Origin of the sequence: Labrys sp. LIt4 (assembly GCF_017813775.1) — a bacterium.
Classification (GTDB): domain Bacteria; phylum Pseudomonadota; class Alphaproteobacteria; order Rhizobiales; family Labraceae; genus Labrys; species Labrys okinawensis_A.
Genome location: NZ_JAGIPY010000003.1, coordinates 349,388 through 375,802, shown reverse-complemented (window position 1 = coordinate 375,802; position 26,415 = coordinate 349,388). Strand labels below are relative to the sequence as shown.

Annotated in this window: 31 protein-coding genes; 15 read left to right on the top strand and 16 right to left on the bottom strand. The window is 64.4% G+C overall.

The features are described from left to right. Positions 1-111 precede the first annotated feature (111 nt). The 3 genes from folE to hisI all read left to right on the top strand — a co-directional run bounded on the left by folE (position 112) and on the right by hisI (position 2,988). Positions 112-759, top strand: coding sequence for a GTP cyclohydrolase I FolE (folE, locus tag J8I29_RS07620; protein WP_209431181.1), 648 nt, complete (start codon positions 112-114; stop codon positions 757-759). Positions 760-906: 147 nt separating this feature from the next. Further along, positions 907-2,538 (top strand): NADP-dependent glyceraldehyde-3-phosphate dehydrogenase, encoded by a 1,632-nt coding sequence (locus J8I29_RS07615; RefSeq protein ID WP_245196764.1) that lies wholly within the window; start codon positions 907-909, stop codon positions 2,536-2,538. Positions 2,539-2,577: 39 nt separating this feature from the next. Then, a complete protein-coding gene (gene hisI / locus J8I29_RS07610) occupies positions 2,578-2,988 on the top strand; it encodes a phosphoribosyl-AMP cyclohydrolase (protein WP_209431180.1) in 411 nt (136 codons plus the stop codon). A 159-nt stretch (positions 2,989-3,147) separates the two neighbouring features. On the opposite strand, the gene J8I29_RS07605 is transcribed toward hisI, so the two are convergent. The 3 genes from J8I29_RS07605 to J8I29_RS07595 all read right to left on the bottom strand — a co-directional run bounded on the left by J8I29_RS07605 (position 3,148) and on the right by J8I29_RS07595 (position 5,303). Next, entirely contained in the window at positions 3,148-3,486 is a 339-nt protein-coding gene (locus J8I29_RS07605) for a helix-turn-helix domain-containing protein (RefSeq protein WP_209431179.1), read from the bottom strand. Continuing rightward, positions 3,473-3,919 (bottom strand): SRPBCC family protein, encoded by a 447-nt coding sequence (locus J8I29_RS07600; RefSeq protein WP_105865194.1) that lies wholly within the window; start codon positions 3,917-3,919, stop codon positions 3,473-3,475. Before J8I29_RS07600 ends, J8I29_RS07605 begins: the two co-directional genes overlap by 14 nt. A gap of 79 nt (positions 3,920-3,998) precedes the next feature. Further along, positions 3,999-5,303: an MFS transporter gene (locus J8I29_RS07595; RefSeq protein WP_209431178.1), complete on the bottom strand. Its 1,305-nt coding sequence runs from the start codon at positions 5,301-5,303 to the stop codon at positions 3,999-4,001. Positions 5,304-5,414: 111 nt separating this feature from the next. On the opposite strand from J8I29_RS07595, the gene J8I29_RS07590 reads away from it, so the two are divergent. Together J8I29_RS07590 and J8I29_RS07585 are read left to right on the top strand one after the other, a co-directional pair. Then, positions 5,415-6,017: a class I SAM-dependent methyltransferase gene (locus J8I29_RS07590; protein WP_209431177.1), complete on the top strand. Its 603-nt coding sequence runs from the start codon at positions 5,415-5,417 to the stop codon at positions 6,015-6,017. 138 nt (positions 6,018-6,155) lie between these two features. After that, positions 6,156-7,052 carry a cation diffusion facilitator family transporter gene (locus J8I29_RS07585; RefSeq protein WP_209431176.1) on the top strand — a complete coding sequence of 299 codons (897 nt, stop codon included), beginning with the start codon at positions 6,156-6,158 and terminating at the stop codon, positions 7,050-7,052. Positions 7,053-7,155: 103 nt separating this feature from the next. Here the strand turns inward: J8I29_RS07585 and J8I29_RS07580 are convergent, their stop codons facing one another. The 4 genes from J8I29_RS07580 to J8I29_RS07565 all read right to left on the bottom strand — a co-directional run bounded on the left by J8I29_RS07580 (position 7,156) and on the right by J8I29_RS07565 (position 10,028). Beyond that, the gene (locus tag J8I29_RS07580; protein WP_105865190.1) at positions 7,156-7,632 is read right to left on the bottom strand and encodes a DUF2867 domain-containing protein; all 477 of its coding nucleotides are present in this window, start codon (positions 7,630-7,632) and stop codon (positions 7,156-7,158) included. Between the two features lie 113 nt (positions 7,633-7,745). Then, a complete protein-coding gene (locus J8I29_RS07575) occupies positions 7,746-8,450 on the bottom strand; it encodes a L,D-transpeptidase (protein ID WP_209431175.1) in 705 nt (234 codons plus the stop codon). A 227-nt stretch (positions 8,451-8,677) separates the two neighbouring features. Beyond that, positions 8,678-9,598, bottom strand: a complete 921-nt coding sequence (locus J8I29_RS07570) for a hypothetical protein (RefSeq protein WP_209431174.1) — start codon at positions 9,596-9,598, stop codon at positions 8,678-8,680. Positions 9,599-9,629: 31 nt separating this feature from the next. After that, entirely contained in the window at positions 9,630-10,028 is a 399-nt protein-coding gene (locus J8I29_RS07565; protein WP_209431173.1) for a helix-turn-helix transcriptional regulator, read from the bottom strand. A gap of 109 nt (positions 10,029-10,137) precedes the next feature. Between J8I29_RS07565 and J8I29_RS07560 the strand changes: the two genes are divergently transcribed. From J8I29_RS07560 to rpsI, 4 genes are all read left to right on the top strand, one after another. Then, complete coding sequence (locus J8I29_RS07560) at positions 10,138-11,352, top strand: MFS transporter (protein WP_209431172.1); 1,215 nt, start codon at positions 10,138-10,140, stop codon at positions 11,350-11,352. A 417-nt stretch (positions 11,353-11,769) separates the two neighbouring features. Next, positions 11,770-12,348 (top strand): nitroreductase, encoded by a 579-nt coding sequence (locus J8I29_RS07555; protein ID WP_105865185.1) that lies wholly within the window; start codon positions 11,770-11,772, stop codon positions 12,346-12,348. A 168-nt stretch (positions 12,349-12,516) separates the two neighbouring features. Continuing rightward, positions 12,517-12,978: a 50S ribosomal protein L13 gene (gene rplM / locus J8I29_RS07550; RefSeq protein WP_105865184.1), complete on the top strand. Its 462-nt coding sequence runs from the start codon at positions 12,517-12,519 to the stop codon at positions 12,976-12,978. A 4-nt stretch (positions 12,979-12,982) separates the two neighbouring features. Beyond that, complete coding sequence (gene rpsI / locus J8I29_RS07545) at positions 12,983-13,456, top strand: 30S ribosomal protein S9 (RefSeq protein ID WP_105865183.1); 474 nt, start codon at positions 12,983-12,985, stop codon at positions 13,454-13,456. A gap of 55 nt (positions 13,457-13,511) precedes the next feature. Here the strand turns inward: rpsI and J8I29_RS07540 are convergent, their stop codons facing one another. Next, positions 13,512-14,567 carry a LacI family DNA-binding transcriptional regulator gene (locus J8I29_RS07540; protein WP_209431171.1) on the bottom strand — a complete coding sequence of 352 codons (1,056 nt, stop codon included), beginning with the start codon at positions 14,565-14,567 and terminating at the stop codon, positions 13,512-13,514. Between the two features lie 272 nt (positions 14,568-14,839). Between J8I29_RS07540 and J8I29_RS07535 the strand changes: the two genes are divergently transcribed. Next, positions 14,840-15,022 (top strand): hypothetical protein, encoded by a 183-nt coding sequence (locus J8I29_RS07535; protein ID WP_209431170.1) that lies wholly within the window; start codon positions 14,840-14,842, stop codon positions 15,020-15,022. A 199-nt stretch (positions 15,023-15,221) separates the two neighbouring features. Then, entirely contained in the window at positions 15,222-16,367 is a 1,146-nt protein-coding gene (locus tag J8I29_RS07530; protein WP_209431169.1) for an AAA family ATPase, read from the top strand. Positions 16,368-16,470: 103 nt separating this feature from the next. On the opposite strand, the gene J8I29_RS07525 is transcribed toward J8I29_RS07530, so the two are convergent. Beyond that, positions 16,471-16,869 (bottom strand): cupin domain-containing protein, encoded by a 399-nt coding sequence (locus J8I29_RS07525; RefSeq protein ID WP_209431168.1) that lies wholly within the window; start codon positions 16,867-16,869, stop codon positions 16,471-16,473. Positions 16,870-17,041: 172 nt separating this feature from the next. Further along, positions 17,042-17,560 carry a PRC-barrel domain-containing protein gene (locus J8I29_RS07520; RefSeq protein WP_209431167.1) on the bottom strand — a complete coding sequence of 173 codons (519 nt, stop codon included), beginning with the start codon at positions 17,558-17,560 and terminating at the stop codon, positions 17,042-17,044. A gap of 263 nt (positions 17,561-17,823) precedes the next feature. On the opposite strand from J8I29_RS07520, the gene speB reads away from it, so the two are divergent. The 4 genes from speB to J8I29_RS07500 all read left to right on the top strand — a co-directional run bounded on the left by speB (position 17,824) and on the right by J8I29_RS07500 (position 22,084). Continuing rightward, the gene (gene speB, locus J8I29_RS07515) at positions 17,824-18,807 is read left to right on the top strand and encodes an agmatinase (protein WP_105865215.1); all 984 of its coding nucleotides are present in this window, start codon (positions 17,824-17,826) and stop codon (positions 18,805-18,807) included. After that, positions 18,804-19,877, top strand: a complete 1,074-nt coding sequence (gene purM / locus J8I29_RS07510) for a phosphoribosylformylglycinamidine cyclo-ligase (protein WP_209431166.1) — start codon at positions 18,804-18,806, stop codon at positions 19,875-19,877. The genes speB and purM overlap by 4 nt, the downstream gene beginning before the upstream one ends. Further along, positions 19,874-20,509, top strand: a complete 636-nt coding sequence (gene purN / locus J8I29_RS07505; RefSeq protein ID WP_105865176.1) for a phosphoribosylglycinamide formyltransferase — start codon at positions 19,874-19,876, stop codon at positions 20,507-20,509. The genes purM and purN overlap by 4 nt, the downstream gene beginning before the upstream one ends. Positions 20,510-20,584: 75 nt before the next feature. Further along, the gene (locus tag J8I29_RS07500) at positions 20,585-22,084 is read left to right on the top strand and encodes a hypothetical protein (RefSeq protein WP_209431165.1); all 1,500 of its coding nucleotides are present in this window, start codon (positions 20,585-20,587) and stop codon (positions 22,082-22,084) included. A gap of 1 nt (position 22,085) precedes the next feature. On the opposite strand, the gene J8I29_RS07495 is transcribed toward J8I29_RS07500, so the two are convergent. The 6 genes from J8I29_RS07495 to J8I29_RS07470 all read right to left on the bottom strand — a co-directional run bounded on the left by J8I29_RS07495 (position 22,086) and on the right by J8I29_RS07470 (position 26,391). Then, positions 22,086-22,496 (bottom strand): DUF3592 domain-containing protein, encoded by a 411-nt coding sequence (locus J8I29_RS07495; protein ID WP_209431164.1) that lies wholly within the window; start codon positions 22,494-22,496, stop codon positions 22,086-22,088. A gap of 233 nt (positions 22,497-22,729) precedes the next feature. Next, on the bottom strand, positions 22,730-23,176 hold the full coding sequence (locus tag J8I29_RS07490) for a DoxX family protein (protein WP_209431163.1): 447 nt from the start codon (positions 23,174-23,176) through the stop codon (positions 22,730-22,732). Positions 23,177-23,234: 58 nt separating this feature from the next. Then, positions 23,235-23,699: a tetratricopeptide repeat protein gene (locus J8I29_RS07485; RefSeq protein WP_105865172.1), complete on the bottom strand. Its 465-nt coding sequence runs from the start codon at positions 23,697-23,699 to the stop codon at positions 23,235-23,237. A gap of 32 nt (positions 23,700-23,731) precedes the next feature. Continuing rightward, on the bottom strand, positions 23,732-24,706 hold the full coding sequence (locus J8I29_RS07480; protein WP_209431162.1) for an MBL fold metallo-hydrolase: 975 nt from the start codon (positions 24,704-24,706) through the stop codon (positions 23,732-23,734). Between the two features lie 135 nt (positions 24,707-24,841). Continuing rightward, positions 24,842-25,660: an inositol monophosphatase family protein gene (locus tag J8I29_RS07475; protein WP_209431161.1), complete on the bottom strand. Its 819-nt coding sequence runs from the start codon at positions 25,658-25,660 to the stop codon at positions 24,842-24,844. Then, on the bottom strand, positions 25,657-26,391 hold the full coding sequence (locus tag J8I29_RS07470) for a FadR/GntR family transcriptional regulator (protein WP_105865169.1): 735 nt from the start codon (positions 26,389-26,391) through the stop codon (positions 25,657-25,659). Before J8I29_RS07470 ends, J8I29_RS07475 begins: the two co-directional genes overlap by 4 nt. Positions 26,392-26,415: the final 24 nt, after the last annotated feature.

Sequence of the window (26,415 nt, the reverse complement as noted above, 5' to 3'; positions counted from 1 at the left end):
ACTATATAGGCATGAATGGGTCGGTTGGGGAGGGGTGTTCTCCAGGCCGGTATGATCTAAACCCGCAGGGTGGATTTTGACGATCTGTCTTGGCGGTGGGAGTAGCTTTTGATGGATGCATTGGTGGACAAGCCCGCGGCCAAGTTGGAACGTGATGACGCGATCCGCGCCCCGCTGCCTCGCCCGACGCGCAAGGAAGCCGAAGCCGCCGTGCGGACGCTGATCCAGTGGGCCGGCGACGATCCGGATCGCGAAGGGCTGGTCGATACGCCCAAGCGGGTGGTCAAGGCCTGGCGCGAGATGTTCAAGGGCTACGAGCACGATGCCGGCGAAGAACTCGACACGATCTTCGAGGAAGTCGGCGGCTATGACGATATGGTGCTGGTGCGCGACATTCCGTTTTATTCGCATTGCGAACACCACATCGTGCCGATCCTGGGCCACGCCCATATTGCCTATTATCCGAGCGGCGGCGTCGTCGGCCTGTCCAAACTGGCGCGGGTGGTGGAAATCTATGCACGCCGCCTGCAGACGCAGGAACATCTCACCGCCAACGTCACCCAGGCCATCGAGGAGCGCCTCAAGCCGCGTGGCTTGGCCGTGATGCTGGAAGCCGAGCATATGTGCATGGCCATGCGCGGCATCCAGAAACAGGGGATCTCCACGGTGACGACCGGATTCACCGGTATCTTCAAGTCGGATCCGCAACAGCAGATGCACTTCCTGAGCCTGGTACAGCGCGCCTATAAGGCGCGCTGAGCGATACCCGGCGGCAGGGCTGCTTCTCACGAACGGCGCCGTTCGGCGTCCGGACGTCTTATTCCCTTCATGGGTGTGCCGCACGCTGGACAGCATGTGGCATGGATCGTGCACGGGCTGGGGCAGCCACATCTCGAAGGAGTAGCGATGATGCTGCAATCGACCGACCTCAAGGCGCTTTTCCCGCAAGCCGGGGATATCCCTGCCGAATTCCGCCTTCCGGGCGAGATCCACCAGGACAGCGTGCTGGTGAATGGGCAGTTGCTGGCTTGGACCGGCGAGAGGCAGAGCGTGATCTCGCCCATTCATCTGCGCGACGGGGAGGGGCGATTGCAGCCCGTCAAGCTCGGCTCGATTCCCGTCGGCGGCATCGCCGAGGCCGACGCTGCATTGGCGGCCGCCGTCGGCGCCTACGATAATGGCCGTGGCGCCTGGCCGACGATGCGGGTCGCCGACCGGATCGCCTGCATGCTGGATTTCATCCGCCAGATGGTGGCGCGCCGCGGCGAGATCGTGCGGCTGATCATGTGGGAGATCGCCAAGTCGCTTCCGGATGCGGAGAAGGAGTTCGATCGCACCGTCGACTATATGCGCGCCACCGTCGATGCCGTGCGCAATCTCGACAATGAGAATTCACGCTTCCAGATCGTCGAGGGCACCATCGGCCAGATACGCCGCACGCCTCTGGGTGTCGTGCTGTGCATGGGTCCCTACAATTATCCGCTGAACGAGACCTTCGCCACGCTGATCCCGGCCCTGATCATGGGCAACACTCTGGTGTTCAAGCCGCCGCGTTTCGGTGTCCTGCTGTTCGAGCCGCTGATGGAGGCGTTCCGCAGCGCTTTCCCGCCGGGCGTGGTCAATTTCGTTTACGGCAAGGGCGCAGAAATCGTGCCGCATCTGCTGGAGTCGGGGAAGGTGAACGCGCTCACCCTGATCGGTTCCAGCAAGGTCGCCGACCATCTCAAGAAGCTGCACCCAAAGACCAACCGGCTGCGTGCCATTCTCGGCCTCGACGCCAAGAATGCCGCCATCGTGCTGGCCGATGCCGATCTGGAACTGGCGGTGAAGGAATGCCTGGCAGGCGCATTGTCCTTCAATGGCCAGCGCTGCACGGCGCTGAAGATGCTGATCGTGCACCGCTCCATCGTCGACCGCTTCCTGGAGCGTTTCACCGAGGAACTCGCCAAGCTCAAGATCGGCATGCCCTGGGACAAGGGTGTCAGCATCACGCCGCTGCCCGACAGGGCCAAGGCGGACTATATGAAGGCCTGTGTCGACGATGCCGTGGCCAAGGGTGCCAAAGTGATCAATGCGGGCGGCGGGGACGAGGTCGAGACGCTGTTCCGGCCGGCGGTGGTCTATCCAGTCGCCGAAGGCATGAAGCTCTATCGCGAGGAGCAGTTCGGGCCGATCGTGCCGGTGATGCCGTTCGACGACATCGAGACGGCGCTCGACTATGTCATCACCTCCGAGCATGGCCAGCAGGTCAGTATCTTTTCCTCCAGCGCCGACGATATCGGCACCCTGGTGGATCCGCTGGTGAACCAGGTCTGCCGGGTCAACATCAACTGCCAGTGCCAGCGCGGGCCGGACGTCTTCCCCTTCACTGGCCGCAAGGATTCGGCCGAGGGTACGCTCTCGGTCACCGATGCGCTGCGCTCCTTCTCGATCCGGTCGATGATCGCGGCCAAGCAGACCGAGCCCAGCAAGAAACTGCTCGACGAGATCACGCGCAGCCACAAGTCGAAGTTCATCCATACGGATTTCATCTTCTGAGCCCGTGCAAATCTTGCCACCCGTTCCGCGAGTATCCGCATGACGACCTCGTTCCCCGCGCCCGGCGACAAGACCTCCCTTGAGGAAGGCCTTGTCTTCACGCCGAAATTCGACCGTGACGGCCTGATCACCGTGGTGACGCTCGGTGCCGAGCATGGCGAGGTGCTGATGGTCGCGCATATGAACGCGCAATCCCTGGCCCGCACGCTGGAGACCGGCGAGGCCTGGTACTGGTCGCGCTCGCGCCAGGCGCTCTGGCGCAAGGGCGAAACGTCGGGGCAATTGCAGCGTGTGGTGGAATTGCGCACCGATTGCGACCAGGACGCCCTGGTCATGCGCGTCGAAGTCGGTGGCGATGGCGGCTGTTGCCACACCGGCCGCCATTCCTGCTTCTACCGCGTGGTGCAGAGCGAGGATGGCGGGCCGGCACGGCTGGTGTTGGCGGAATAGTGCCAGCCTGCAAAAAGACTGACCAATCGAAGATGGGCGGCCCTGGGATCGCCAGCATCCTGCTGGCTCTTCCCCTCCAACAAGCGCTGCGTTTCCAAGAGCTAGCAGGATGCTGGCGGTCCCAGGAAGTGTCTTCCCAACAGGGTATACACCCTCCGTTCACTTCTCCACGAAAGCCTTGAGCCGGGCGAAGGCGGCATCCCACTGCGCGGAGACTTCGTCGAGATAGGAGCGTGCGGCCTCGATCGGTTCCGGGCGATAGGCAAACTGGGTCTCGCGGCCGACACGAAGGCTGGAGACCAGTCCCGCCCCTTCCAGGACGTGGAGATGCTTGGTGATGGCCTGGCGCGTCAGGCGCGTGTCGGTCGACAGCTTGGCGATCGATTGCGCCTGTCCGCCGCTGAGCCGGCCAAGCAGGGAGAGCCGGGTCGGATCTCCCAGCGCGGCGAAGGTGGCCGCGTGATTCTGGGCCGGCGGTGCGATATCAATTCTCGACATGGGCTTTGATGTTTTTCACCTGTTCCGCCCAGCCGCCGTCGTTCATGCGGAAGGCTTCGGCCCGGCGGTGGGCAGGAATGGCATCGAAACCCGACTCGATTACGCTGAGATGCGTCCCTGTCCCTTCCGGCCGCAGATGAAATTCGACCAGAGTCGGCTTTTCCTTCGAATAGTCGACATCCGGATCGACGGCATAGGGATGCCAGGTGAAGGAGAACAGGCGGGGCTTGTCCATGCTGACGATCTTGGCTTCCCAGGCGACATGCTCATAACCGGGATAGGTGATGTGGCCGCGCGAGATCTGGCCGGGCACGAAAGGCCCGTCCAGCTTGACTCGGAACCACGTGCCGAATTCCTCGTGATCGGTCAGGGCACGCCACACACGCTCGACGGGCGCGTTCAGCTCGATGGTCTTTTCGATACGATCTGACATAATTGCAACCTCCTGGTTGCCTATGTATGTCAGATCGCAGCGCATTGCGCAACCATTTGGTTGCTTAACTTGCCATTTCTCAGCTGGTGCGTTTCATGCTGAGGACGGCCAGGAAGCTGATGATCGCAGCCGCGCTGACATAATAACCTACCCAGGGCAGGCCGCCCTTCTGCAGCAGAATCTGTGCCAGATAGGGCGCGAGCGAGGCGCCCAGGATGCCGCCGAGATTATAGGCGCTGGAGGCGCCGGTGTAGCGCACCTTGGTGGGGAACAGGTCGGGAAGGAGGGCTCCGAGCGGCGCGAAGGTCAGCCCCATCAGCGCCAGCGACAGCGACAAATAGGCGAGGACCTCGAAGCTGTTGCCGCTGCCGAGCAGGACGGGCAGACAGAAACCCGAGGCCGCCGCCAGCGCGCTGGAGATCAGCAGGACTGGGCGGGCGCCGAAGCGGTCGGACAGGGCGGCCGAGATCGGCGTGGCGATCGCCATGAAGATGACGGCAATGCAGAGCAGGCCGAGGAAGTCGCTGCGTGAAATATGCAGCGTGTTGACGCCATAGCCCAGGGCGAAGACGGTGGAGATGTAGAACAGGGCGTAGCACACCACGATGGCGAGGGAGCCCTGGATCAGGGGGACCCAATGGTCCCTGAGCACCTCGAGCAAGGGCACCTCGACGCGCTCGTTACGGGCCATGGCCGCGCGGAACTCCGGCGTTTCGCTGATGGAGACGCGCAGATAGAGGCCGATGGCCACCAGTGCGGCGCTGATCAGGAAGGGGATACGCCAGCCCCAGGAGAGGAAGCTCGCCTCGCTGAGGAACATCAGGAGGACGAGGAACAGGCCGTTGGCCATGAAGAAGCCGATCGGCGGCCCGAGCTGGGGGAACATGCCGAACCAGGAGCGCCGTCCCTGCGGGGCGTTCTCGGTGGCGAGCAGGGCCGCGCCGCCCCATTCACCGCCAAGGCCGATGCCCTGGCCGAAGCGCAGGATGCACAACAGCAGGGGGGCCAGGAAGCCGGCCTGCTCGTAGGTCGGCAACGCGCCGATCAGCGTGGTCGACAGGCCCATGACCAGCATGGAGGCGACCAGGGTGGATTTGCGGCCGATGCGATCGCCGAAATGGCCGAACAGGATGGAGCCGATCGGGCGGGCAAGAAAGGCGATGCCGAAAGTGAGGAAGGCGTTGAGGGCCTGCGATCCGGGCGCCGTCGACGGGAAAAAGGTCTGCCCGATCACCAGGGCCGCGGCCGTCCCGTAGATGTAGAAATCGTAGAACTCGATCGTGGTGCCCACCAGGCTCGCCAGCACAATGCGGCCGATTCCGCCCGGCACTGCCTGGGCTCCACCGGCGCCCGCAGCAGAGTTGGCTTCAGCGTTTCCTGCCATCTTATTTTCCGTCTATTAATTGTGAAATATCGCGAGAGACGTGATTCGGCGAAAGGGCCGAAGCATTCGGGTTATCGCGCCCTCCGCCGGGAAGTGAAACAGGAAACGCAAATGTCTGCCAAAGATGATGTGACGATCGCTTTCTATGCTGAACAGGCGAGCGCCTACACCACGCGCGGACAAGTGGCGCAGAAACGGCGGCTCGATCAGTTTCTCTCGCATATCGGTCCGGGCGGAGCCATACTGGAACTTGGCTGTGGCGCGGGACAGGACAGCGAATACATGCTGGCAGGCGGCTTCGACGTCACGCCGACTGACGGCACTCCGGAAATTGCGTATGCCGCCGCCAAACGACTGGGCCGGCCGGTCGAGGTGCTGCTGTTCGAGAACATCGAGGCGCGTGACGTCTATGACGGCGTCTGGGCCAATGCCTGCCTGCTCCATGTGCCGCGCACCGAACTGCCGGCAATCATCGGCAGGGTCCACCGGGCCTTGAAACCCGGCGGCGTTTTCCACGCCAGCTTCAAAGCCGGCGAGGCGGAGGGCAGGGATCAGTTCGGCCGCTATTACAATTATCCTTCGGCGACGTGGCTCGAGCAGGCCTACCGGCCCGGCCCCTGGGAGAGCGTCGGCATCGAGGCGGCCAAGGGCGGCGGCTATGACAACAAGCCGACCGACTGGCTTTTTGTTCTGGCCCGCAAGGCCGGACGCTGACACAGCCGGCGCGCTGGGCGCGGAACCCGATAGCCGAAGCTATACTATTTGCTCTGGCCTTACGGCAGCCTCCGGGAGTAGGGACCTCGCATCGGCACAGACCTTTGCGGAAGGGCTGCGCATGAACCAGGAACCATCATGAATCGCGCCCAGAAAGCCGCTCTAGGCAGTGCCGGCATCGGCCTCGTCGTCCTCGCGCTCAAATTCGGCGCCTATTGGGTGACGGGCTCGCTCGCGCTCTATTCGGATGCCCTGGAGAGCATCATCAACGTGGTTGCGGCGGGCGCCGCCTTCATCGCCCTGCGGGTGGCCTCCAAGCCCGCCGATGGCGGCCACCCCTATGGTCACCACAAGGCCGAATATTTCTCCGCCGTGATCGAGGGGGTGATGATCGTGCTGGCGGCGATCCTCATCCTGGTGAAGGCCTATGACGGCATTCTCGCGCCCAAGGCCCTCGAAATGCCGCTGCTGGGCCTGGTGGTGAACGCCGTGGCGACCGCGATCAATCTCGGCTGGGCCTTGACACTGCTGCGCTGGGGACGGGCCTGGCGCTCGCCAGCCCTCGCGGCCGACGGCCGGCATGTGATGACCGATGTTTGGTCGTCCGGCGGCGTCCTGATCGGCGTTGCCCTCGTGGCCGTGACGGGCTGGCTCATCCTCGACCCGATCCTGGCGGCGATCGTCGCCGTCAACATTCTGTGGTCGGGCTGGGTAATGATCCGCGATTCCGTGTCCAGCCTGATGGATGCCTCGGCGCCACCGGAAATTCTCGACCAGATCGCCAAGATCATCGCCACCCACAGCGAGGGCGCGCAGGAGGCGCACGATGTCCGGACCCGCCAGGTCGGCAGCGTCATCTTCATCGATTTCCACCTTGTGGTGCAGGGCACGATGTCGGTGACCGAGTCGCACGCCATCTGCGACCGCATCGAGCTGGCGCTGCGACAGGCGATCGAAGGCGCGCGGGTGACCATCCATGTCGAGCCGGAGGAAAAGGCCAAGCACAAGGGCGTGCCCGTCCTGCTGGCCTCCTGAGGCTGCGAGCCTATCGGCGCCGCTTTTGCCGGTGGAAACACGCCGGACTTCCAATGCTGCGCCACGACTGCAAAGTGAGTGCCAATAAACCGGGGGTCCGCGATCAGGCCTGGCGCGCCTGCCGCAGCATGGCGCGCACGATCATCCGGTGGAAGGGCAGCACCGCGGCGAGATAGGCGCGGCCGAGACGATTGTGGGTGAGGACGAGCGTGGTCAGCGTGATGCGCTGGCGCTCGGGCCGCCGCGTCACGTCGATCACAACCCGAAAATCGAGATGGCTGTCGTCGAAACCGGCGACCAGCCGGTCCGGCGTCTGGCTGAGCACCGGAAAGATGCCGAGGGCTCCAAGTCCGGCCGGAGAGGACGGCGGGCGGGTATGCAGGCCGAGGGGCGCGACGACGAGGTTCCTGAGAGCAAGAAGCATGGCGACCCAGCGCGGCGAGCGGGCCATGATACGCTCGGCGGCGCCTCTCGCCTCGAGTTTCGGCAGGGCGATATCCAATGCATAGGCGTCGGCGAATTGCGCGCCGGGAAGAAGGCCGGCAAGAGCGGCGTCGGGGGCGACGGCGATGGTGTTCATGGAAACGATGCTCCACGCGCTCCAAGGTCTGGGCGGAATGGAGCGATGACGCCGAATATAGAGCCGCCGAGGACGAGGGGCGCGTGCCGCGATGTCGCACGCGCCCGTGGAGCTCAGACCATGTCGGGCAGCGGGGCTTCCTCAGGGGCCGGCGCCGACGGCAGCACGATGACCTTGGTGCCAACGGGAACGCGGTTATAGAGGTCGATGATGTCCTGGTTCATCAGGCGGACGCAACCCGAGGATACCTTGGTGCCGATGGTCGCCGGATTGGTGGTGCCGTGCAGGCGATAGAGCGTGTCGCGGCCGTCGCGGTAGAGATAGAGCGCGCGGGCGCCGAGCGGGTTGTCGACGCCGCCCGGCATGCCGTTGCGGTAGGGCTCGTTCAGTTCCGGATCGCGGCGGATCATGTCGGGCGTCGGGGTCCAGCGCGGCCATTCGGCCTTGCGGGCGATGGTGGCCTCGCCCTGGAAGTTGAACGCCTCGGTCTTGCCGACGCCGACGCCGTAGCGGATCGCCCGGCCGTTCTCCTGAACAAGATAGAGGAAACGCTGGTTCGGGTCGACGACGATGGTGCCGGGCTGCTCTGCGGTCTCGTAGGGAACCTCGCGGCGCCAATATTTCGGCGGCACTTTGGCGAGGTTCACGGCCTGGACGGGAAAGCGATCATTCTCGATGCCTCCGTAGAGGGAGACATAGTAGGGATCAGGCGTAAAGGCAGCTTGCTGTAAATTGGCATGTCTCTGGCTGCCTCCCGTTGCGCAACTGGCAAGAAAAAGCGGTGCGCCCAGAAGAAGTATGCGTCGCGTCAGTATCATTTCGACCCCGAATATCCGTACCGTGTTCCAATGGCAGCTATGAGCCAGCAAATCCGAGGAGCGGTTGCTCCGATGAATTGGGCGATAGAGGCGCATTGCGGCAGGATTGCGCACCGAATCCGGGGGTGAAGGCCAGGGACGGTAAAAGCGCACGCAACTGTGATCGAATGGCAACAGAATTGCGGGCGGAGGCGTCGATTCTTCCCGTGCTCTGGGCCGGGCGTCACTCAGCGTGCGACCACCTCGACGTCGCCGTCATGGCCGGCCTTGACGTCGAACTCGCGCGTATAGACCCGGCCTTCGTGGCGGGCCACCACGGTATAGTTGCCCTCGGCCAGGATCAGGGAGGGAAAGGCGCCGATGGATTCGCGGATGACGTCGCCGCCCGGCGTCAGCACCGACCAGGCCGTGTTGGCGATCGCTTCGCCGCCGGCCTGGCTGACCAGCTTGAGCGTCAGCGTTGCCGCCATCTGGTGGAAGGTGGCCTCCGTCAATTTGCCGGTGCCGATCGAGATTTCGGCGGAGACGGTGGCATTGGAGTCGCCATAGGTGCATTCGACGAAATAGCGTCCCTCGGGCAGGCGCAGGATGCTGGTGGCCGGAACTCCTTCGGCGATGAGCCGGCGTTCGCCGGTGGGCTGGATCACCATGACGCGTGCGGTCAATTGCTCGGGCGGGATCGGCTTGTCGAGCACCGAGGCTTCGATCTGCAAGCCGCCCGCCTTGATCACCAGTCCTTGCCGCACGGGCGCCTTGTCCACCTCGATTTCTTTGGTCGCGGCAGCGAGGCCATAGGCGACGTGAACGACATAGCGCCCGGGTGCCAGCGAGAATTCCGGGGCCGGCTCCTCGGACTCGGCCATTTTCACCGCATCCGCCTCGCCTTTGCCGAGGCGGAACACCCGCCATTTCAGGCCCGATGGGATCGGCGCGCCTTTTTCGGCGAAACTGGCGGAGAGTTCGACCTTGCGTGTGACGGCCGGCTCCCCGGGCGCAGCCTGGGCAGGTGCCTGCGGTGCCGCCGCGGGGGTGGCAGCGGGACTCGGCGGCGTCTGCGCGGCCGCAGGCAGGACCGTCAGGGCGCCCGCCAGCAGAAGGGCCGGGGTCTTGAAGATCGAGGTCTTGAAGGTCGAAGTCTTGGCAATCATGGCCGCCACGATTCACGGAAAGGCGGCGATTTCAAGCCCCATCTTCACGGTGTGGTTCGTCATCGCCCTGCTTGGCCGAGGATAAGGTTTCGGACAGATCCTGGATCTGGCGCTGAGCGCGCTCCGCCCGGGCGGCGGCCAGGATCGCGGCGAGCAGTCCGGGAAAGCGCGTTTCGATGTCGTCGGCACGCAGTGTGATCAGGCGATGCGTGCCCATCGCACGCGTGCGCGTCAGGCCGGCCTCGCGCAGACGGACATAGTGATAGGTCAAATTGGTCTTAGAACTCAGGCCGTTGAAGGCGGAGCAATTCTGCTCGCCATCCTCGGAGAGGCCGAGGATGATATCACGGCGAATGGGATCGCTGAGCGCTTCGAGGACCGTCGTCAACTCGACCTGATCGGTCTCCGGGTGAAAGATCGTCTTGGCCATGACAGTGACATATCGACTGAATTCCGTTGGTTCAAGACTCATTGAACTCGTTGACAGGAATGGGGAGCGAGTCCATAAGTTCAATAATCATTGAACTTATGGACTCGCTATGTATCGCACCCTGGCCTGGCTGGCACTGGGCGCCTTCGCCATCGGCAGCGAAGGCCTGATGATTGCCGGCATCCTGCCGCGTATCGCCGAGGATCTCGGCATTCCGGTCGCCCATGCCGGTCACCTCGTCACCATTTTTGCGCTGGCCTACGCGGTGGGCTCGCCCCTCATCGCGGTGGCGACGGCGCGCTGGGAACGCCGCACCCTCCTGATCACGGCCATGGCCGTGTTCAGCCTCGCCAATCTCGCTGCGGCGTTCGCCACCGGCTTTCTCACTTTGGCGGCAAGCCGCATCGTGCTGGCGCTATCGGCTGGGACCTTCATGCCGGCTGCCTTTGCCTATGGGGCGATGTCGGTCGAGCCGGCCAAGCGCGGGCGGGCCCTGTCCTTCATCTATACCGGCATGACCGTGGCGCTGGTGATCGGCGTGCCCTTGGGGACCGCCATCGCCGCGCATCTGGGCTGGCGGGCGACATTCGGCATGGTCGCCGCCATGAGCCTGCTGGTGCTGGCCGGCATCGTGCTGAAACTGCCGGCCGTATCGGGACCGCCGGCGCCGGGGCTCGCCGATCGCCTCGCCGTGGCCCGTCGTTCCGATGTGCTGGAAGTCATTGGCCTGACGGTCGTGGTCCTGGCCGGTGCCTTCGGGGTCTACACCTTCATCGGAGCCTATCTGGAGACCGTGCTGGGCGCTTCGCCCGAAGCAGTTGCCGGCTTCCTCATCCTGGCTGGCCTGGCGGGAGCCGCCGGCAATACATTGGGCGGCCATGCGGCCGACCGCTGGAACCACCGGCGCTTCCTGGCCATCGTCCTCACCGTCCTGGTCGCGAGTTTCGGCGTGCTGCCGCTGATCCCGGCGTTCCTGCCGGGGCTTGGCGGCTGGCTCGGAGCCGGGCTGGTACTGGTGCTGTGGGGCCTTTTTGGCTGGGCTTTTCCGGCGGTGCAGCAGGTGCGCCTGCTTGCCATCGACCCGCGCCTGGCCTCGGTTCTGCTGGCGCTGAATGCCTCGGCCATCTATCTCGGCACCGCGGCCGGGGCGGCTATCGGCGCCGTGGTGGTCGAACGCTATTCGGTCCAGGCCGTCGGCTGGGTGGGAGCGGCCACCGAGGTGCTGGCGCTCGTCTTCCTGCTGGCGACACCCTATCGCCCGGCGCGGGAGGCGCCGGCGGGCGGGGAGGTCAGCACTGTCGCCCGCGCGGATGCGGCGGAATGATCCTGCCGCATTCCAGTGCCCCCTAGATACGGGACTGCGCTGGGAATGAGCTCAATGGCTTACGATCCCGGGTCTGCACTGCAGATCCCGGCTCTGCGCCGCCCCCCGCGTGCTGCGGTGCGGCCGCGTGAGCCATTACCCGCCGCAAGGGAATGAGCGAAAACCTCTTTTTTATCAGCGAGATGGCCGCGATTGCGTAACCGCATCCCGCAATCGCCCGATCGCAAAGATGGGGAGGACTCGGGCTTATCGCACCGGAAGTCCTACCCAAGGCCAGCCTCAGGGCTTATGTGAGCGTTCGTCTCCTCGGGCAAGGCGCGTTTGATCAAGATGCCGCCTCGCTCCAACGCCGCGCTTTGACGCGGCTTTGCGGGTTCGGCGCAGGTGCCGGATCGCAATGCAATGGGAATGTACGCCATGGATGCAATCGAGCTTCTGAAGACCCGCCGGTCGGTGCCCCCGGCGCTGTTGTCCGAACCGGGACCGGACGCCGTACAGCTCGAGACCCTGCTTGCCATCGCCACGCGCGTGCCGGATCATGGCAAGCTTCATCCCTGGCGTTTCGTGATCTATCAGGGCGCTGCGCGCGAGAAGGCAGGGCAGGTGGTCTATGATGCCTTCATGACCGCCTGTCCCGACGCGGACGAGGCGGCCCGCAAGAAGGAATCGACCCGCTTCACCCTGGCGCCGCTGGTGATCGGCGTGGTCTCGACCGCCGCCAACCATGTGAAGATCCCGCTGTGGGAGCAGGAATTATCGGCGGGAGCGGTCTGCGAGAATCTCGTGATCGCCGCCCATGCGCTGGGCTTTGGCGCGAGCTGGCTCACGGGCTGGATGGCCTATGACGAAAGGGTGCTCGCCAAGCTGGGCATCGGCTCGCATGAAAAGCTTGCCGGCTTCGTGCATATCGGCACGCCCCGCGAAGCCGTACCGGACCGGCCCCGCCCCAAGCTCGAAGATCTCGTCACTTTCTATGGTCAGAACGCAGGTAATTAATTACCATATATGTAAGTGATTGTTTTTAAATGGAAAAAATTGACGCGTGTTTAAAATATCGCGTTGACGCTCGTTCGGCTCTCGTGTAGAAGCACCCCAACTCGGCGGCCGCTCGGCCGCCTTGTCGTTTTCAACCGTCGGATCGACAGCGCAACCACAGGCGAGACCATGTCCACCTTTACGCTCAAGACCGCCGATATCGAGAAGAAGTGGGTCATCATCGACGCCAAGGGCCTGGTCGTCGGTCGTCTGGCTTCGGTGATTGCAACGCGCCTGCGCGGCAAGCACAAGCCGACCTACACGCCCCATCTCGATTGCGGCGACAACGTGATTGTCATCAATGCGGACCAGGTGGTGTTCACCGGCCGCAAGTACAATCAGAAGGTCTATTACCACCACACCGGGCATCCCGGCGGTATCAAGGAGCGCAGCGCCAGGTTCATCCTGGAAGGCAAGTTCCCCGAGCGTATCGTCGAAAAGGCCGTCGAGCGTATGATCCCGCGTGGTCCGCTCGGCCGCAAGCAGATGCTCAACCTGCGCGTCTACAAGGGTACCGAGCATCCGCACGAGGCTCAGCAGCCCGAAGTGCTCGACGTCGGCGCCATGAACGCCAAGAATGTGAGGGGCTGATCCGATGGCCGATACGCTCAATTCGCTGCAGGCTCTCGGTGAGGCTGCTGCCGCTGCCGAAGCGCCCAAGCATGTCCAGAAGCTGGACGCCCATGGCCGCGCCTATGCCACCGGCAAGCGCAAGAACGCCATTGCCCGCGTCTGGATCAAGCCCGGCGCCGGCAAGGTCACGGTCAACGGCCGTGAGCTGGACGTCTACTTCGCCCGCCCGGTGCTGCGCCTGCTGATCCAGCAGCCGCTGACCGTCGCCAACCGCACCGGCCAGTACGACATCAACATCACTGTCGCCGGTGGTGGTCTGTCCGGCCAGGCCGGCGCCGTGCGCCACGGCGTCTCCAAGGCCCTGACCTATTACGAGCCCGAACTGCGTTCGGCTCTGAAGAAGGAAGGCTTCCTCACCCGCGACAGCCGCGTGGTCGAGCGCAAGAAGTACGGCCGCGCCAAGGCTCGCCGCTCCTTCCAGTTCTCGAAGCGTTAAGCCTCCGGACGATACTTACGAAAACCCCGCTCCGGCGGGGTTTTTTGTTGCCCGTTCAAGGCTTGGGCGGAGCCGTCGATCCCCGCACCATCAGTTCGGTCGAAAATTGCCGCCGGCCCGTTTCCTCGGGCGTGTCGAGAATCATCTCGACGGCGAGCTGGCCCATCGCTGCGATCGGCTGGGCGATGGTGGTGAGCGGCGGTTCGGAGAAGGCGCTTTCCGGCACGCCGTCGAAACCGATGACCGAAACGTCTTCCGGCACCGACAGGCCTCGCTGCTGCAGCCATTCGAGGGCGGCGAAGGCGATGCGGTCCGACATGGCCAAGAGAGCGGTCGGCGGGGACGGGGCCGCGAACAGCCATGCCATCGCCTTCTCGACATCCGCCTCCTCGTTCTGCGTTTCGAAGATCGGCACGGCGGCGGTATCGATGCCATGCTCGGCAAGGGCGGCGAAATAGCCGAGTACGCGGTCACGCGAACTCGAATAGATCGCGGCATCGACTTCCCGCATAGTGGCAGGGCCGGTGCGGTCGTCGGCGAAGGGCATGGAGAGAATGGCGAAGCGCCGGTGGCCGAGACTCGCCAAATGGTCGGCCGCGGCCTTGGCGCCGGCGAAATTGTCGACGCCAATGGCCGCGATGCCCTCATCGCGCGTGCCCAGATGCAGCGCGACGAAAGGCAGCTGGCGCTCGCGCGTCAGCTCGACCAGCCGCGGCCCTTCGTCGATGCAGAACAGGATGAAGCCGTCCACCAGGGCGCTCTGCACGTTCCAGGCCAGCTTCTGCTCGTTCATGGCCGAGACGAGCGCGATGCCGGCGCCGCGTTCGTCGCAGGCCTTGGAGATCGCCGCCATCATCAGGCGGGCGAAGGGATCCTCGAAGAAATAGGACAGGGGTTCGGCCGTGACGATGCCGAGCGCATTGACCTTGCCGGCGCGCAGCAGGCGTCCCTTGGGGTCAGGCCCGCGATAGCCGAGCGAGGCTGCGATCGCCTCGACGCGCTCGCGGACTTCCGGCCGCACCAGGCGTGGGCGGTTGAAGACGTTGGAGGCGGTGCCTTGCGACACGCCCGCAGCCTTGGCCACATCCGCCAGCCTTATGACCTTGTCCAAGGGTTTCTCCCATTGCGTTGCGCGATGTTCCGCGGACCGGAGTGGCGGCCGACCACCGTGCTGTCTCGTTTCTCCCTCCGTAAGGAGGGCGAAGTGATGGATCCGACTGTAGCATGTCGTTGGATCGATTCAATTTTGCTTGACCTTCGATGGATTTTTCGGTAAAGATTGAATCGATTCAATCATTCGCAAAAGTCCCGTCTGCCCGCAAGTTGCGGGTTGTTTTTGCACAAAGTATTGAATCGATTCAATAAAACAAGTGCGGAGCACCCGTGATGATTCCCTCGAGCTATTTCTTCAAGACAGCCTATCGGCGCCGCTGGGAGCAGCCGGCTTCGCCGGAAACCATGCCGCCGGTCGAGCCTAGCCGGGCCTGGTACAGCACCTTGGCGACCGCGATCAGCCATTGGCGCGCACCCAAACCGTCCGGTCGGGGTGGACGCCGGGTGCGGTGAGGGCGCCAGGCGCCACGCCCGAATAATACCGGCAGAGCGGCGGACACCGCGTCGCCCCTCGAAATCGAAATCTCCCAGCTGGGGCCGTGAAGCCGGATCGCGCGCGGAGATCATTCCGTCATGATGGAATGGCAATCCAAGACGAGGCCTGAAACAGCTTCTGTGGCAAGCTCGGTCCTTCTCGATTCGGAACCGAGCCATGTCCTTCAGCGTCCGCGATATCTGGTTCAAGGGCTATCGCTCACTGCGCTCGATCCATTTCGAGGTCGGTGACCTCAGCGTGTTCGTCGGCGCCAACGGCACGGGCAAGACCAATCTCTATCGCGGCCTCCAGTTGATACAGGCGGCGGCACAAGGCAGTTTCGCCTATGAATTGGCTCGCGAAGGCGGATTGGCGGCAGCTTTGTGGGCCGGCTTGCGCCCAAAGAACGAGCCAGCGCGCATTCACCTCGATGTCGGCCTGATCAGCGACAGTGCCCGGTATCGCTACCGCATCGAGGCCGGGCTGGTGCAGCAATCCGGCGGGGCCATTCTGGGCAACGGTTTTCTCGGTGAGCCCCAGGTCAAGGTCGAGACCCTCAAATTCACCCATGGCGGGCGCGAACGGACGGCGCTGGAGCGCAAGGGCCCGGCCGTCAGCATCGCCGCCCCGGATGGCAAGCGGCGTCCGTTCGGAGTGCCGTTGCTGGCGTCGGAAACGGCGCTGGCGACGCTGCATGACGCCGATCGCCTGGCCGACCTCGCCGCCGTGCGCCGTGCCCTCCTGGAGTGGCGTTTCTATCATGGCCTGCGCACGGATCGCGACTCAGCGCTGCGCCGACCCTGCTATGCCCTGGCCACGCCGACCCTGGCCTCAGACGGCCACGATCTGGCGGCCGTGTTCGCCACGCTCGTCCATATCCGTGCCGACAGTGAAACGCTGTTCGAATCTGTCGATGAAGCCTTTCCCGGTGCCCGGCTGGTGGTTCCGATGCCCGATCGCATGGCCTCCTTCGGCATGACCTTTCCCGACAATCCCAAGCGCGTCTACGAGGCGAGCGAGCTTTCCGACGGCACCTTGCGCTATCTCGCGCTGGCCGGGGCACTGCTGTCGGCCCGGCTGCCGCCCTTCATTGCCCTGAACGAACCGGAAGCCAGTCTCCATCCCGATCTCCTGGTTCCGCTGGCGGGCATGATCGTGCGTGCCTCGCGGCGGACCCAGATCTGGCTGGTGACCCATTCGCAGGTCCTGGCGGACGCCATCCAAGACCTTTCCGGCGTAGCGCCGCACCGCGTGATCAAACGCGACGGCGAAACCTGGCTCGAAGGGCTGCGGCTGTCGGGCGATTTCGCCGGGGATGACTAGAGCACATCTGCAATTATGACAGCCGGCTGGAGGGTCGATCTCCAGATCGACCTCTTCCGTGCGTCCGGCGTTTCCAAGAGGTCGATCTGGAGATCGAACCTGCTTAACGGGCCGTATATTGCTCGTCGCTGACCTGTTCGAGCCAATCGACCGCCTTGCCGTCCAGCTGTTCCTGGATGGCGATATGGGTCATGGCCGTGGTGGGGGTGGCGCCGTGCCAATGCTTCTCGCCGGGCGCAAACCAGACCACGTCGCCCGGCCGGATTTCCTCGATCGGGCCGCCCTCGCGCTGGGCCAGGCCGCAGCCGGCGGTCACGATCAGGGTCTGACCGAGCGGATGGGTATGCCAGGCGGTGCGGGCGCCAGGTTCGAAGGTGACGCTGGCCCCCACGGCGCGGGCCGGCTGGGGTGCGCTGAACAGCGGGTCGATGCGGACGGCGCCCGTGAACCAGTCCGCGGGTCCGCGTGCGGAAGGCTGCGAGCCACCCCGTTTGATTTCCATGACGATCCTCGCGCTCGATGGGAGAAGGCCGGATCTTAGCGGTGAAGACCGCATGACGATAGCCCGTTCAGGCCCGCTTTCCGCCATGGAAGGCGAGAAGCGGGCCGAGCCGGGAAGGGTGGCGCGATCAGCCAGCGAGCACATCGATCCCGGCCGATGCCGCGCAAGCAATCTATTGGGTGACCGCTTCCGAGGCGTATTTGAAGGCGGGTGCCGCCTCCAGCTGTTCCTTGGTCATCGCCAGCATGCCGCGGGCAGGATAATCCCGCACCTGGTTGACGGGCTGGGTCTCGGGAGTCCCGGGGGCTGCCGATGGGGTTCCGGCAGGCGCGGGAGCGCCCGCGCTGGGCTGAGGCGCCGCCGGTGCGGTGTCGCTCCAGGTTATGGCGCTGTAGGGCAGGGCTACATTCTTCTCCCCTATGCCCAGGAAGCCGCCGACGCCGATGACCACGCCGATGACCATGCCTTTCTTGTCGACCAGCACGTCGTTGACATTGCCGATATTCTCATCCTTGGCATTGTATATCTTCACGCCGACGAGCTGGCTGCCCCTGTATTGGCCGGGCTCGGCCTTGGTGAGGAAGGAAACGGCGCCCGTCGGCGCGGGGGTGGTCTGCTGCGCCAAAGTCGCGGTGGGTAACCCCAGCAGGGTGACGAGAGCGATGGTGTAAGTGGCTTTTCTCAGGATCATGGAAACCTCCTTTGACGAGCCGTTCCACTTCATCAAACCAAATTGGCGGCGCGATGTTCCGATGGGGCCGCAACCATGCCGCGGGGCATATTCCCTTTGTCACCCATTGCCCTTAAAGCCAGGGGCGATATTCGTTAATCAGAGCGACGCGAGAGCAAAGTGCGATGTCTTCGAATCGCACTTCTCTCTACCTCTTTGTCTCGACGCGTTTTCCTAATCGAAAGTCGATCAACTTTCTGGAAAACGCTTTGGAGGAGATTCCCATGGCTGGCCCCACCGACGATCCCAAGCGTCCGCGCCCGACCGACAATGCCGTCTTCCGCAAGGAGGTGCTCGGGGGCGCCACCGAGCCGACCTATGGCGGCATCCTGTCCTTCATGCGCCGGCGGTTCCAGCGCGACCTAGCCGGCATCGATGTCGCCGTCTGGGGCATTCCTTTCGATGCCGCCGTCTCCAACCGGCCTGGCGCCCGTTTCGGACCTCAGGGAGTCAGGCGCGCCTCGGCGATCTTCGACGGTGACCCGCAATATCCTTTCCAGGCCGATCCGTTCGAGAACCTTGCCGTGGTCGACTATGGCGATTGTTCCTTCGATTATGCGCGCCATGGCGAGATCCCGGCCTGCATCGAGGCGCAGGCGCTGGATATCATCGAGACTGGCACCATGCTGTGCTCGATCGGCGGCGACCACTACGTCACCTGGCCGCTGCTCAAGGCGCATGCCGCCAAGCATGGTCCGATGGCGCTGGTGCATTTCGATGCCCATCAAGACACCTGGTACGATGACGAGGGCCGCATCGACCATGGCTCCTTCGTGGCGCGAGCCGTACGCGAGGGCATCATCCGGCCCGACCGTTCCATCCAGATCGGCATCCGCACCCATGCACCGGATGATTGCGGCATCGAGATCCTCTATGGGGAAGACTTGGAGACGCTCAGCGTCGCCCAGGTGGTCGAGCGCATCCGTCAACGGGTCGGCGACGCCAAGGCCTATATCACCTTCGATATCGACTGCCTTGATCCGGCCTATGCGCCCGGCACCGGCACCCCGGTCGCCGGCGGTCCCTCCTCGCGCCAGGCCCTGATGATCCTGCGCCGGCTCGGCTTCCTCGACATCGTCGGCTGCGATCTGGTGGAGGTTGCGCCCGCTTATGACCATGCCGATATCACTTCGATTGCGGGTGCAACCGTGGTTCAGCATTATCTGGGCTTGATTGCCGAGCGGAAGCAGGGCAAAGCCGGGAGATGAGCAACGAACGCAAGAACTCCCTGACCTACGCCGATGCCGGTGTCGATATCGATGCCGGCAATGCCATGGTCGATGCCATCAAGCCCCTGGTCCGCGCCACCCGCCGCGTCGGCGCCGATGCCGAGATCGGTGGTTTCGGCGGCCTGTTCGATCTGAAGGCCTGCGGCTTCAAGGATCCCGTCCTGGTCGCGGCCAATGACGGTGTCGGCACCAAGCTGAAAGTGGCGATCGAGACCGGCATCCACGACACGGTCGGAATCGATCTGGTGGCGATGTCGGTGAACGACCTGGTGGTGCAGGGCGCCGAGCCGCTGTTCTTCCTCGACTATTTCGCCACCGGCAAGCTTGCGCCGGGGCAGGGCGTCGCCATCGTCAAAGGCATCGCCGAAGGCTGCAAGGATGCCGGCTGCGCGCTGATCGGCGGCGAGACCGCCGAGATGCCCGGCATGTATGCCGATGGCGACTATGATCTCGCCGGATTCGCGGTGGGTGCCGTGGAGCGCGATGCCATCCTGCCGCGTGGCGGGGTGGCCGAAGGGGACGTCATCCTCGGCCTGGCCTCGTCGGGGCCGCATTCCAATGGCTATTCGCTCATCCGCAAGATCGTCGAGTTCTCGGGGCTCGGCTGGGACGCGCCGGCCCCCTTCGCCGAGGGCAAGACCCTGGGCGAAGCGCTGCTGACGCCAACGCGGATCTATGTCAGGCCGCTGCTGGCGGCACTGAAGGCGACGGGCTCTGCCGTCAAGGCGCTCGCCCACATTACCGGCGGAGGCTTCCCGGACAATATTCCGCGCGTGCTGCCTGACGGTATCGCCGCCTCCATCGACCTCTCTTCCTTCACGCCGCCGCCGGTCTTCGGCTGGCTGTCGCGCATCGGCGGTGTCGAAGCCCGTGAGATGCTGCGCACCTTCAACTGCGGCATCGGCATGATCGTGGTCACGGCTGCCGCCGATGCGGCCGCGGTGGAGGCGGCTCTCGCCGAAGCCGGCCTGCCACCGGTGCGCCTGGGCACGGTGATAAGGCAGGAGGGCGACGAGCGGGTCGTCTATAGCGGCACGCTGACGCTATGAAGGGACGCAAGCGCGCCGCCATCCTGATCTCGGGGCGTGGTTCCAACATGGCCGCGCTTATCGAAGCTGCGAGGAATCCGGCATATCCGGTTGAGATCGTTGCGGTTATCTCCAATCGGCCAGGTGCGCCCGGCTTGGCCCGGGCGCGTGAGGCCGGCATCGCAGCCGAGGCGATCGACCACAAGGCTTTCGCGAGCCGCTCCGATTTCGAGGCGGCGCTGGAAGCGCGGCTGGAAGCCCATGTCGTCGATCTCGTAGTGCTGGCAGGCTTCATGCGGTTGATGACGGCGCCTTTCGTCCAGAGCTGGGCCGGGCGGATGATCAACATCCATCCGGCTCTGCTGCCGGCCTTTCCGGGGCTTGCCACCCACGAGCGCGCGCTGGAGGCCGGGGTGCGCCTGCATGGCTGCACCGTTCACTATGTCACGCCGGGCATGGATGAGGGGCCGATCATCGCGCAGGCGGCGGTGCCCGTGCTGCCGGGCGATACGGCTTTGGATCTCGCGGCCCGCGTGCTGCATGCCGAGCACAAACTCTACCCGATCGCCCTTGCCCGGGTGGCGCGCGGGGAGGCGCCGGTCATGGGCGAGCGCGTCGAGATCGCTCCCGGCGATCTCCTGTTCTGCGAGTGACATCGGCGGCCACGTCGTCGCCCTATGAAAGCTCGCTAGCACTCAGCTTTTCAGATGGAATTTTCGAGGAATCAAATGTCGATCATGAACGGTGTCGCGCTTCGCATGAAGAAGGGAACGGCTTTGTCATCAGCCGCTGCGTGCTGCGCCGTTGTGCTGGCTCTTGCGGGCGCTGCGCCGGCCCTGGCCGAACCCGCGACTGCCGAAGGTGCCCGCAAGCTGACCGAGACGTTCCAGTCCTATATCGGCCCCGTGCCGTTCGAGAAGGGTTTCATCACCATCGCGCCCAAGGACGATGGCTATGACGTGACCCTGTCCTTCGATGGCAGCAAGCTCGACGAGGCCAAGGGCAAGGGCGTCGCGGAAGTGTTGCGCATGAACCCTTACGTGGTGCGCCTGACGCCGCAAAGCGACGGCAATTGGGCGGTGAAGAGCGGTCCGGCACCCATCGCCATGGCCTGGAGTCGCGTCTGGAAGGAAAGCCCGGAGACGGGCAGCTTCAATTTCGCCGCCTGTGCCAGTCAGGGCATGTTCGTGCCCAAGCTGATGAGCTTTGCCACGCTGACGGTCGGCTGCGACGGCGGTGCGGCGACGGTTCGCAATCATGATGCCGACATCGATCTGTCGACGGGCAAGTTCGGCTTCATGACCAGCAGCGAGCCCGATGCGAATGATGGTGTCGACGTCAAGTTCGAGAGTCAGCTGCAGGGGCTGAAGGGCAAGGTCCAGGACAAGAAGGACACGCAATTCCCTGTGTCGTTCGATCTGGCCGGCGGCCAGCAGACCTTCTCGGCCACGGGCATGCGCTTTGCCGCGATCTATGACCTCGTCGCCTTCTTGCGCGAGCATCCGTCCAAGGGCCAGATCGTGCTGGCGCAGGACGACCTCAAGACCAAGCTGCGCGCCGCTTTGCCGCTTTGGCAGGAGGTTTCGAGCACATCGCAGATCGAAGACCTCGTGGTCACCCTGCCTTTCGGCCAGGTCAAGCTGGGCAAAGCCAGGCAGGCCTATGGCCTTACCGGCCTGGTGAAGCAGGGCTACTATTCCGATGCGCTGAACTATTCCGGCCTGGTGATCCCGGAGGTCGTGGTGCCCGAATGGGCCCGTTCGCTGGTTCCGGCCGAGGCGAACTATGCCACCAAGCTGTCGCTGAACGGTCTCGACGGCATGGCGGACGTGCTGATCCGGGGCGTCGATGCCACGCAGGACCCGCCTTTCAGCAAGACGATGGCCGTGGCGCTGATGACCCGGCTGCTCGACGGCGATCTCAACTACAAGATCGATTTCAACGTCGCCGCTCCCGCCTACACCCTGAAGGGCAACGGCAGCGCGGCCGTCAATCCGGAGCCGACGGCCAGCCTTGCGGTGGCCGCTACAGGTTTCGACGCGGTGGTGGAAGGCCTCAGCAAGGCCAATGTCGAGGACGCGCGCAAGGCGGTGTTCTTCCTCTCCTTCGTGAAGGGGCTCGCCAAGGAAGAGGGGAACGGGCAACTGGTCTGGAACGTCTCCTACGACATCGTCACCCACAGCGTGAAGGTCAACGACCAGGTCTTCCGCCTGCCGCAGCCCGATTGAGTCAAGACGTGCCCGCGGTGCGCCTGCGGCCGATCACGGTCGTGAGCCCGCCGACCAGCAGGAAGGCGGTACCGAGCAAGGCGGCGAGGCCTGCAAAGAACCAGCGCCCGAGCAGACCGTCCAGCGTGGCGTCGGTCGGGATGGCCGGATTATAGGCGACGGTCACACTGTCGCCTTCGTGCAGCAGGGAACTGCGCACGAGGTTGGTGAAGCGGATCACGCTGCCCTGCGGTGTCGAGAAGCTGACGACCGGATAGGGATTGACCGAGACGATGGTGCCGGCGGCGGACGCCGTGCGCGGGCTGCGCCATTCGTTCATGCCGAGCACCGGGGCGGCCAGCAGTCCGACAAAGCCCAGGATGAGGAAGCTGCGCCCCACAATGCGCAGGGCTGCTGGGCCTTCACGTTTCACGCTCACCATCGCTTCATACCACTCGCCATTCCGATGCCCCGGGGTTTACGGCACTTGCCGCCCCAAGGGAACAGCTAGGTCGCGAGATCGGCGGGCTGGGTCCGGCAGGAATGAAGCAGCCGTCATTGCGAGCGCAGCAAAGCAATCCAGACTTGGCTCACACGGAGGACTGGATTGCTTCGTTGCGCTCGCAATGACGAAAATCCAGCTCGGCTATCAAAACGGCTTTCCTCCTAGAACAGGATCCGCCTCAGAGGGCCGGGTAAGGAGGACATATGTCGCAGCAACCTGTCCAGCGACAAGCCGCCGGATCCCGCAATCGACAGAACGAACATGCCCCCGGCGATGGCGAGATCCTTCTCGAAATGCAGCAATTCGTTCTGGCTAGCGAAGTCCATGTGGAAAAGCGTCGCCGTCGCCAGGCAGAACAGGCCGAGCAGGAGGGCGCCGATGCGGGCGAGAAGGCCGAGGGCGAGGGCCAGGCCTGCTCCCAGTTGCAGCGCGATGACGCCGACGACCAGAGGCGCGCCGATGCCGATCACCGCCATGGACTCCACGGTGCGCGTGAAATGCAGCGCCAGGGTCGTGCCTTCGTGAAGGAAGATCAGGGCGAGCAGCAGCCTGCCGGCGAGCAGCATGGCATCGGCGAGCCCGGCCTTGATCTTGCTGATTGGCGTCATTGCAGCCACCTCCGGGAGAGAGGGCCGGCAAGTGCCTTGGCGCCTGCCGGCTCACACGTCACTTCGTCACCTTGGTATCGATGGCTTTCTGCAGGTCTTCGAGCTCCTCGCAGCCCTGGGGACAGAGCTTGCCGAGTTCCGACAACTGAACCTTGGCCTTGTCGACGTCGCCGGTCTCGACATAGAGTTCGCCGAGATATTCCCGGGCCGCCTTGTGCCCGGGCTGCAGTTCCAGCGCCTTGGTGTAGTAGGTCAGCGCCGTCTGGTAGTCGCCGGTCTTGCGCAGCGTGAAGCCGAGAAGGTTATAGACATCGGCCTGCTGGGTATCTTCGGCCAACCCCCGCAACTCTTCCAGGGCGCCAGTATAGTTCTTGGCCTCGATCTTGGCCTTGACGGAGGTCAGGTCGGGGGCATCGGTGGACTCGATATTGTCGACGGCATAGGCCGGTATCGAGAGCAGCGTGGTGGTGACCGCGGCCAAGGCCAGCGTGGCCAGCGCGGTTGCGACTGCGTATTTCAGCATGGTTTCTCTCCTGATGGCGATGTTGGCGGGGTTCAGATCTGGACGGCCGGCGTGAAGCCATAGGCATTGCCGTCCTTCACGAAGGTTCCGCTGCCGGGGAACGGGAAATGCGAACCGCAGATCCTGATATTGTCGGCGATCACCCGGTCGATGAGCTTGCGCCGGGTGGCGATGGCCATGGGGCCATCCTGGTCATAGGCGCCTTGCCAATCGGGATGCGGGGCGAGCAAAGCGGGCACGTACATGATGTCGGCCGAGACCATGAACTGCTCGTTGCCGGAGCCGAGGAGATAGACCGAGTGGCCCGGGGTGTGGCCGGGCGCCGACAGGATCCGGATGCCCGGCCCAACCTCCGCCCCGTCCTCCACCAGCTTCCAGTTCTTCCATTTCGGAAAATTCTCGACGATGCGCTTGCCGGCGGGCCGCCGCCCTTCGGCGAGCTTCTCGACCCGCGAGGGATCCGTCCACCACTTATATTCCGCGGCGCTGACGACCAGTTCCGCATTGGGGAAGACCGGTGCGTTGGTGCCCTTTTCCATCAGGCCCCAGACATGATCGGGATGGAAATGCGAGATCATGATGGTGTCGATGGCCTTGTAGTCGATGCCGGCTGCCGCCATGTTGGCCGGCAGATGCGTGGCATTGGCCTGCCATTGCCCGACGCCGGAGCCGGCATCCATCATGATCAACTTGCCGTCGATCTTCAGCACGACGACCGTGAGGGGGATCGGCATGAACTCCGTGGTCAGGCCGGCCTTTGACAAGGCTGCCTTGGTATCCTCCACCGAGGCATTCTTGATGAAGGTCGGGTCGTGGGGCTTGCGCCAGATGCCATCGTAGATGGCAGTCACCTCGATGGATCCGACCTTGTATTTGTAGAAGCCCACGCTGGGCTCGACCGGCGTCTCGGCGAAGGCGGGGGCGATGAATTCAAGTCTTCCCGCCAGGCCGAACGCCGCGGCTGCCGCCGCAGAACCCAGCACCGTACGGCGCGTCATCTTCAGCATTCTGGTCACTCCTGTTCAACGGCTCATGCCGGATGGCTGCACAGGCAGTCAGTGCCTCCGCTGAGTGACCAGACCCGCAGGCGTGCGGAATTATTCCCGTGCGGCGCGAAGTTTTTTCGAGAGCCCGGGCCCGTTCTAGATGGAGAGGAGTGGCCCCTTCCCGCTGAGGGTCGATGCCTCCGGCATGAGATCCTGCAGGGATTGGCGGATGGTCGGGGCGCAGGCGAGGACCCGGTGGTCCTCCAGCAGGCCGGGACCGTGCGGAAAGCCGCTGGTCCAGCCGCCGGCCTCCTCGACCAGGAGCAGGCCGGCGAGGACGTCCCAGCTCTTGAGGGAGAGCTCGCAGAAGCCGTCGATACGGCCGCAGGCGACCGCCGCCAGGCCCATGGCCGCGGAGCCGTTCTGGACGAAGGCGTAACCCTGGCCAAGCAGGTCGCCGATCAGTGCGAGATAATCTGCCGCAGGATGCCAGAGCGAATATCCCGCATCGATAACCGCGTCCGCAGGGCCGTCGGTCAGCCGCACGCGGATGGGCTGGCCGTTGCAGAAAGCCCCCTGTCCGCGCCGGGCGGTGAAGATCTCGTCGCTGACGGGATCGTAGACGATGCCGCTCTCCGTCCGGCCGCCGACGCAAAAGGCGATCGACACGGCGAAGTGGGCTATGCCGCGGGCGAAGTTCAGGGTGCCGTCGATCGGATCGATGACCCAGAGATGCCGGGCGGGCGACCCCCCGGTCTCCTCGGTCAGGATGCCGTCGGCCGGAAAAGCTCCGGCAAGTCGATCGATTAGGAAGCGATCGATTTCCAAATCAGCCTGCGTCACCGGATCGTGCCGGCCTTTTTCGATCGTGGACGGGGCTTCGCGGGAGCGGAAGTAGCGACGGGCGATCGCGCCGGCCTCGCGGGCGCAGTCCTGGGCGAAGCGGTGCCGGCGGTCGATGTCGTCACCGGTCACGACTTGCGCTCGCGCCTTGCCAGGAGGGAGCGCCTGACGTCTTCCTCCGCCTCATCGAGCAGGGAGGTGATGGCCTTGGCCGTGGCAGCCGGATCTCGCCTGGCAATGTTGTCGACGACCGCCTGATGCAGGGCCAGGGAGTGGCTCTGGCCTTCGGGATTGTCGTCCGTCAGACGGAAGCTGATCATCAGGGCCGTCTCGATCAGTGCCGCGAGCGAGCCGATCAGCTCGTTGCCCGATATGCGCAGGATGGCCTGGTGAAATGCCAGATCCGGCACGGCGAAACGTTCGCTGTCATCGCCGGCCTGCTCCATCTGCGAGATCAGCCGCTGCAGCTGCGAAATCTGCTCGCCGCTGGCCCGCTCGGCGGCGAGGGCGGCCGCCATCGGCTCGATGGCGCGGCGCAGTTCGAACAGGGAACGCGCCTCTTCAGCCGTGGTTCTCGATCCGTAGCGCCAGACCAGCACGTCGGGATCGAGGAAGTTCCAGTCCTGGCGGGGGCGCACGCGCGTGCCCACCTTGGGCCGCATTTCCACCATGCCTTTGTTGGCGAGTACCTTGACGACTTCCCGCAGCACCGTGCGGCTCACGCCATGGGCGGCGCTCCAGGCATCGGCATTCGGCAATTGGTCGCCCGGGGCGAGTTCGCCCCGCACGATGCTCTGGCCGATGTCGTTGAGGAGACGCGAATAGAGGCTTGTGCCGGTGGCGTTCCCTCCTGACGCGTTCATGAGTGAAACCTTGGAGGGAAGAGC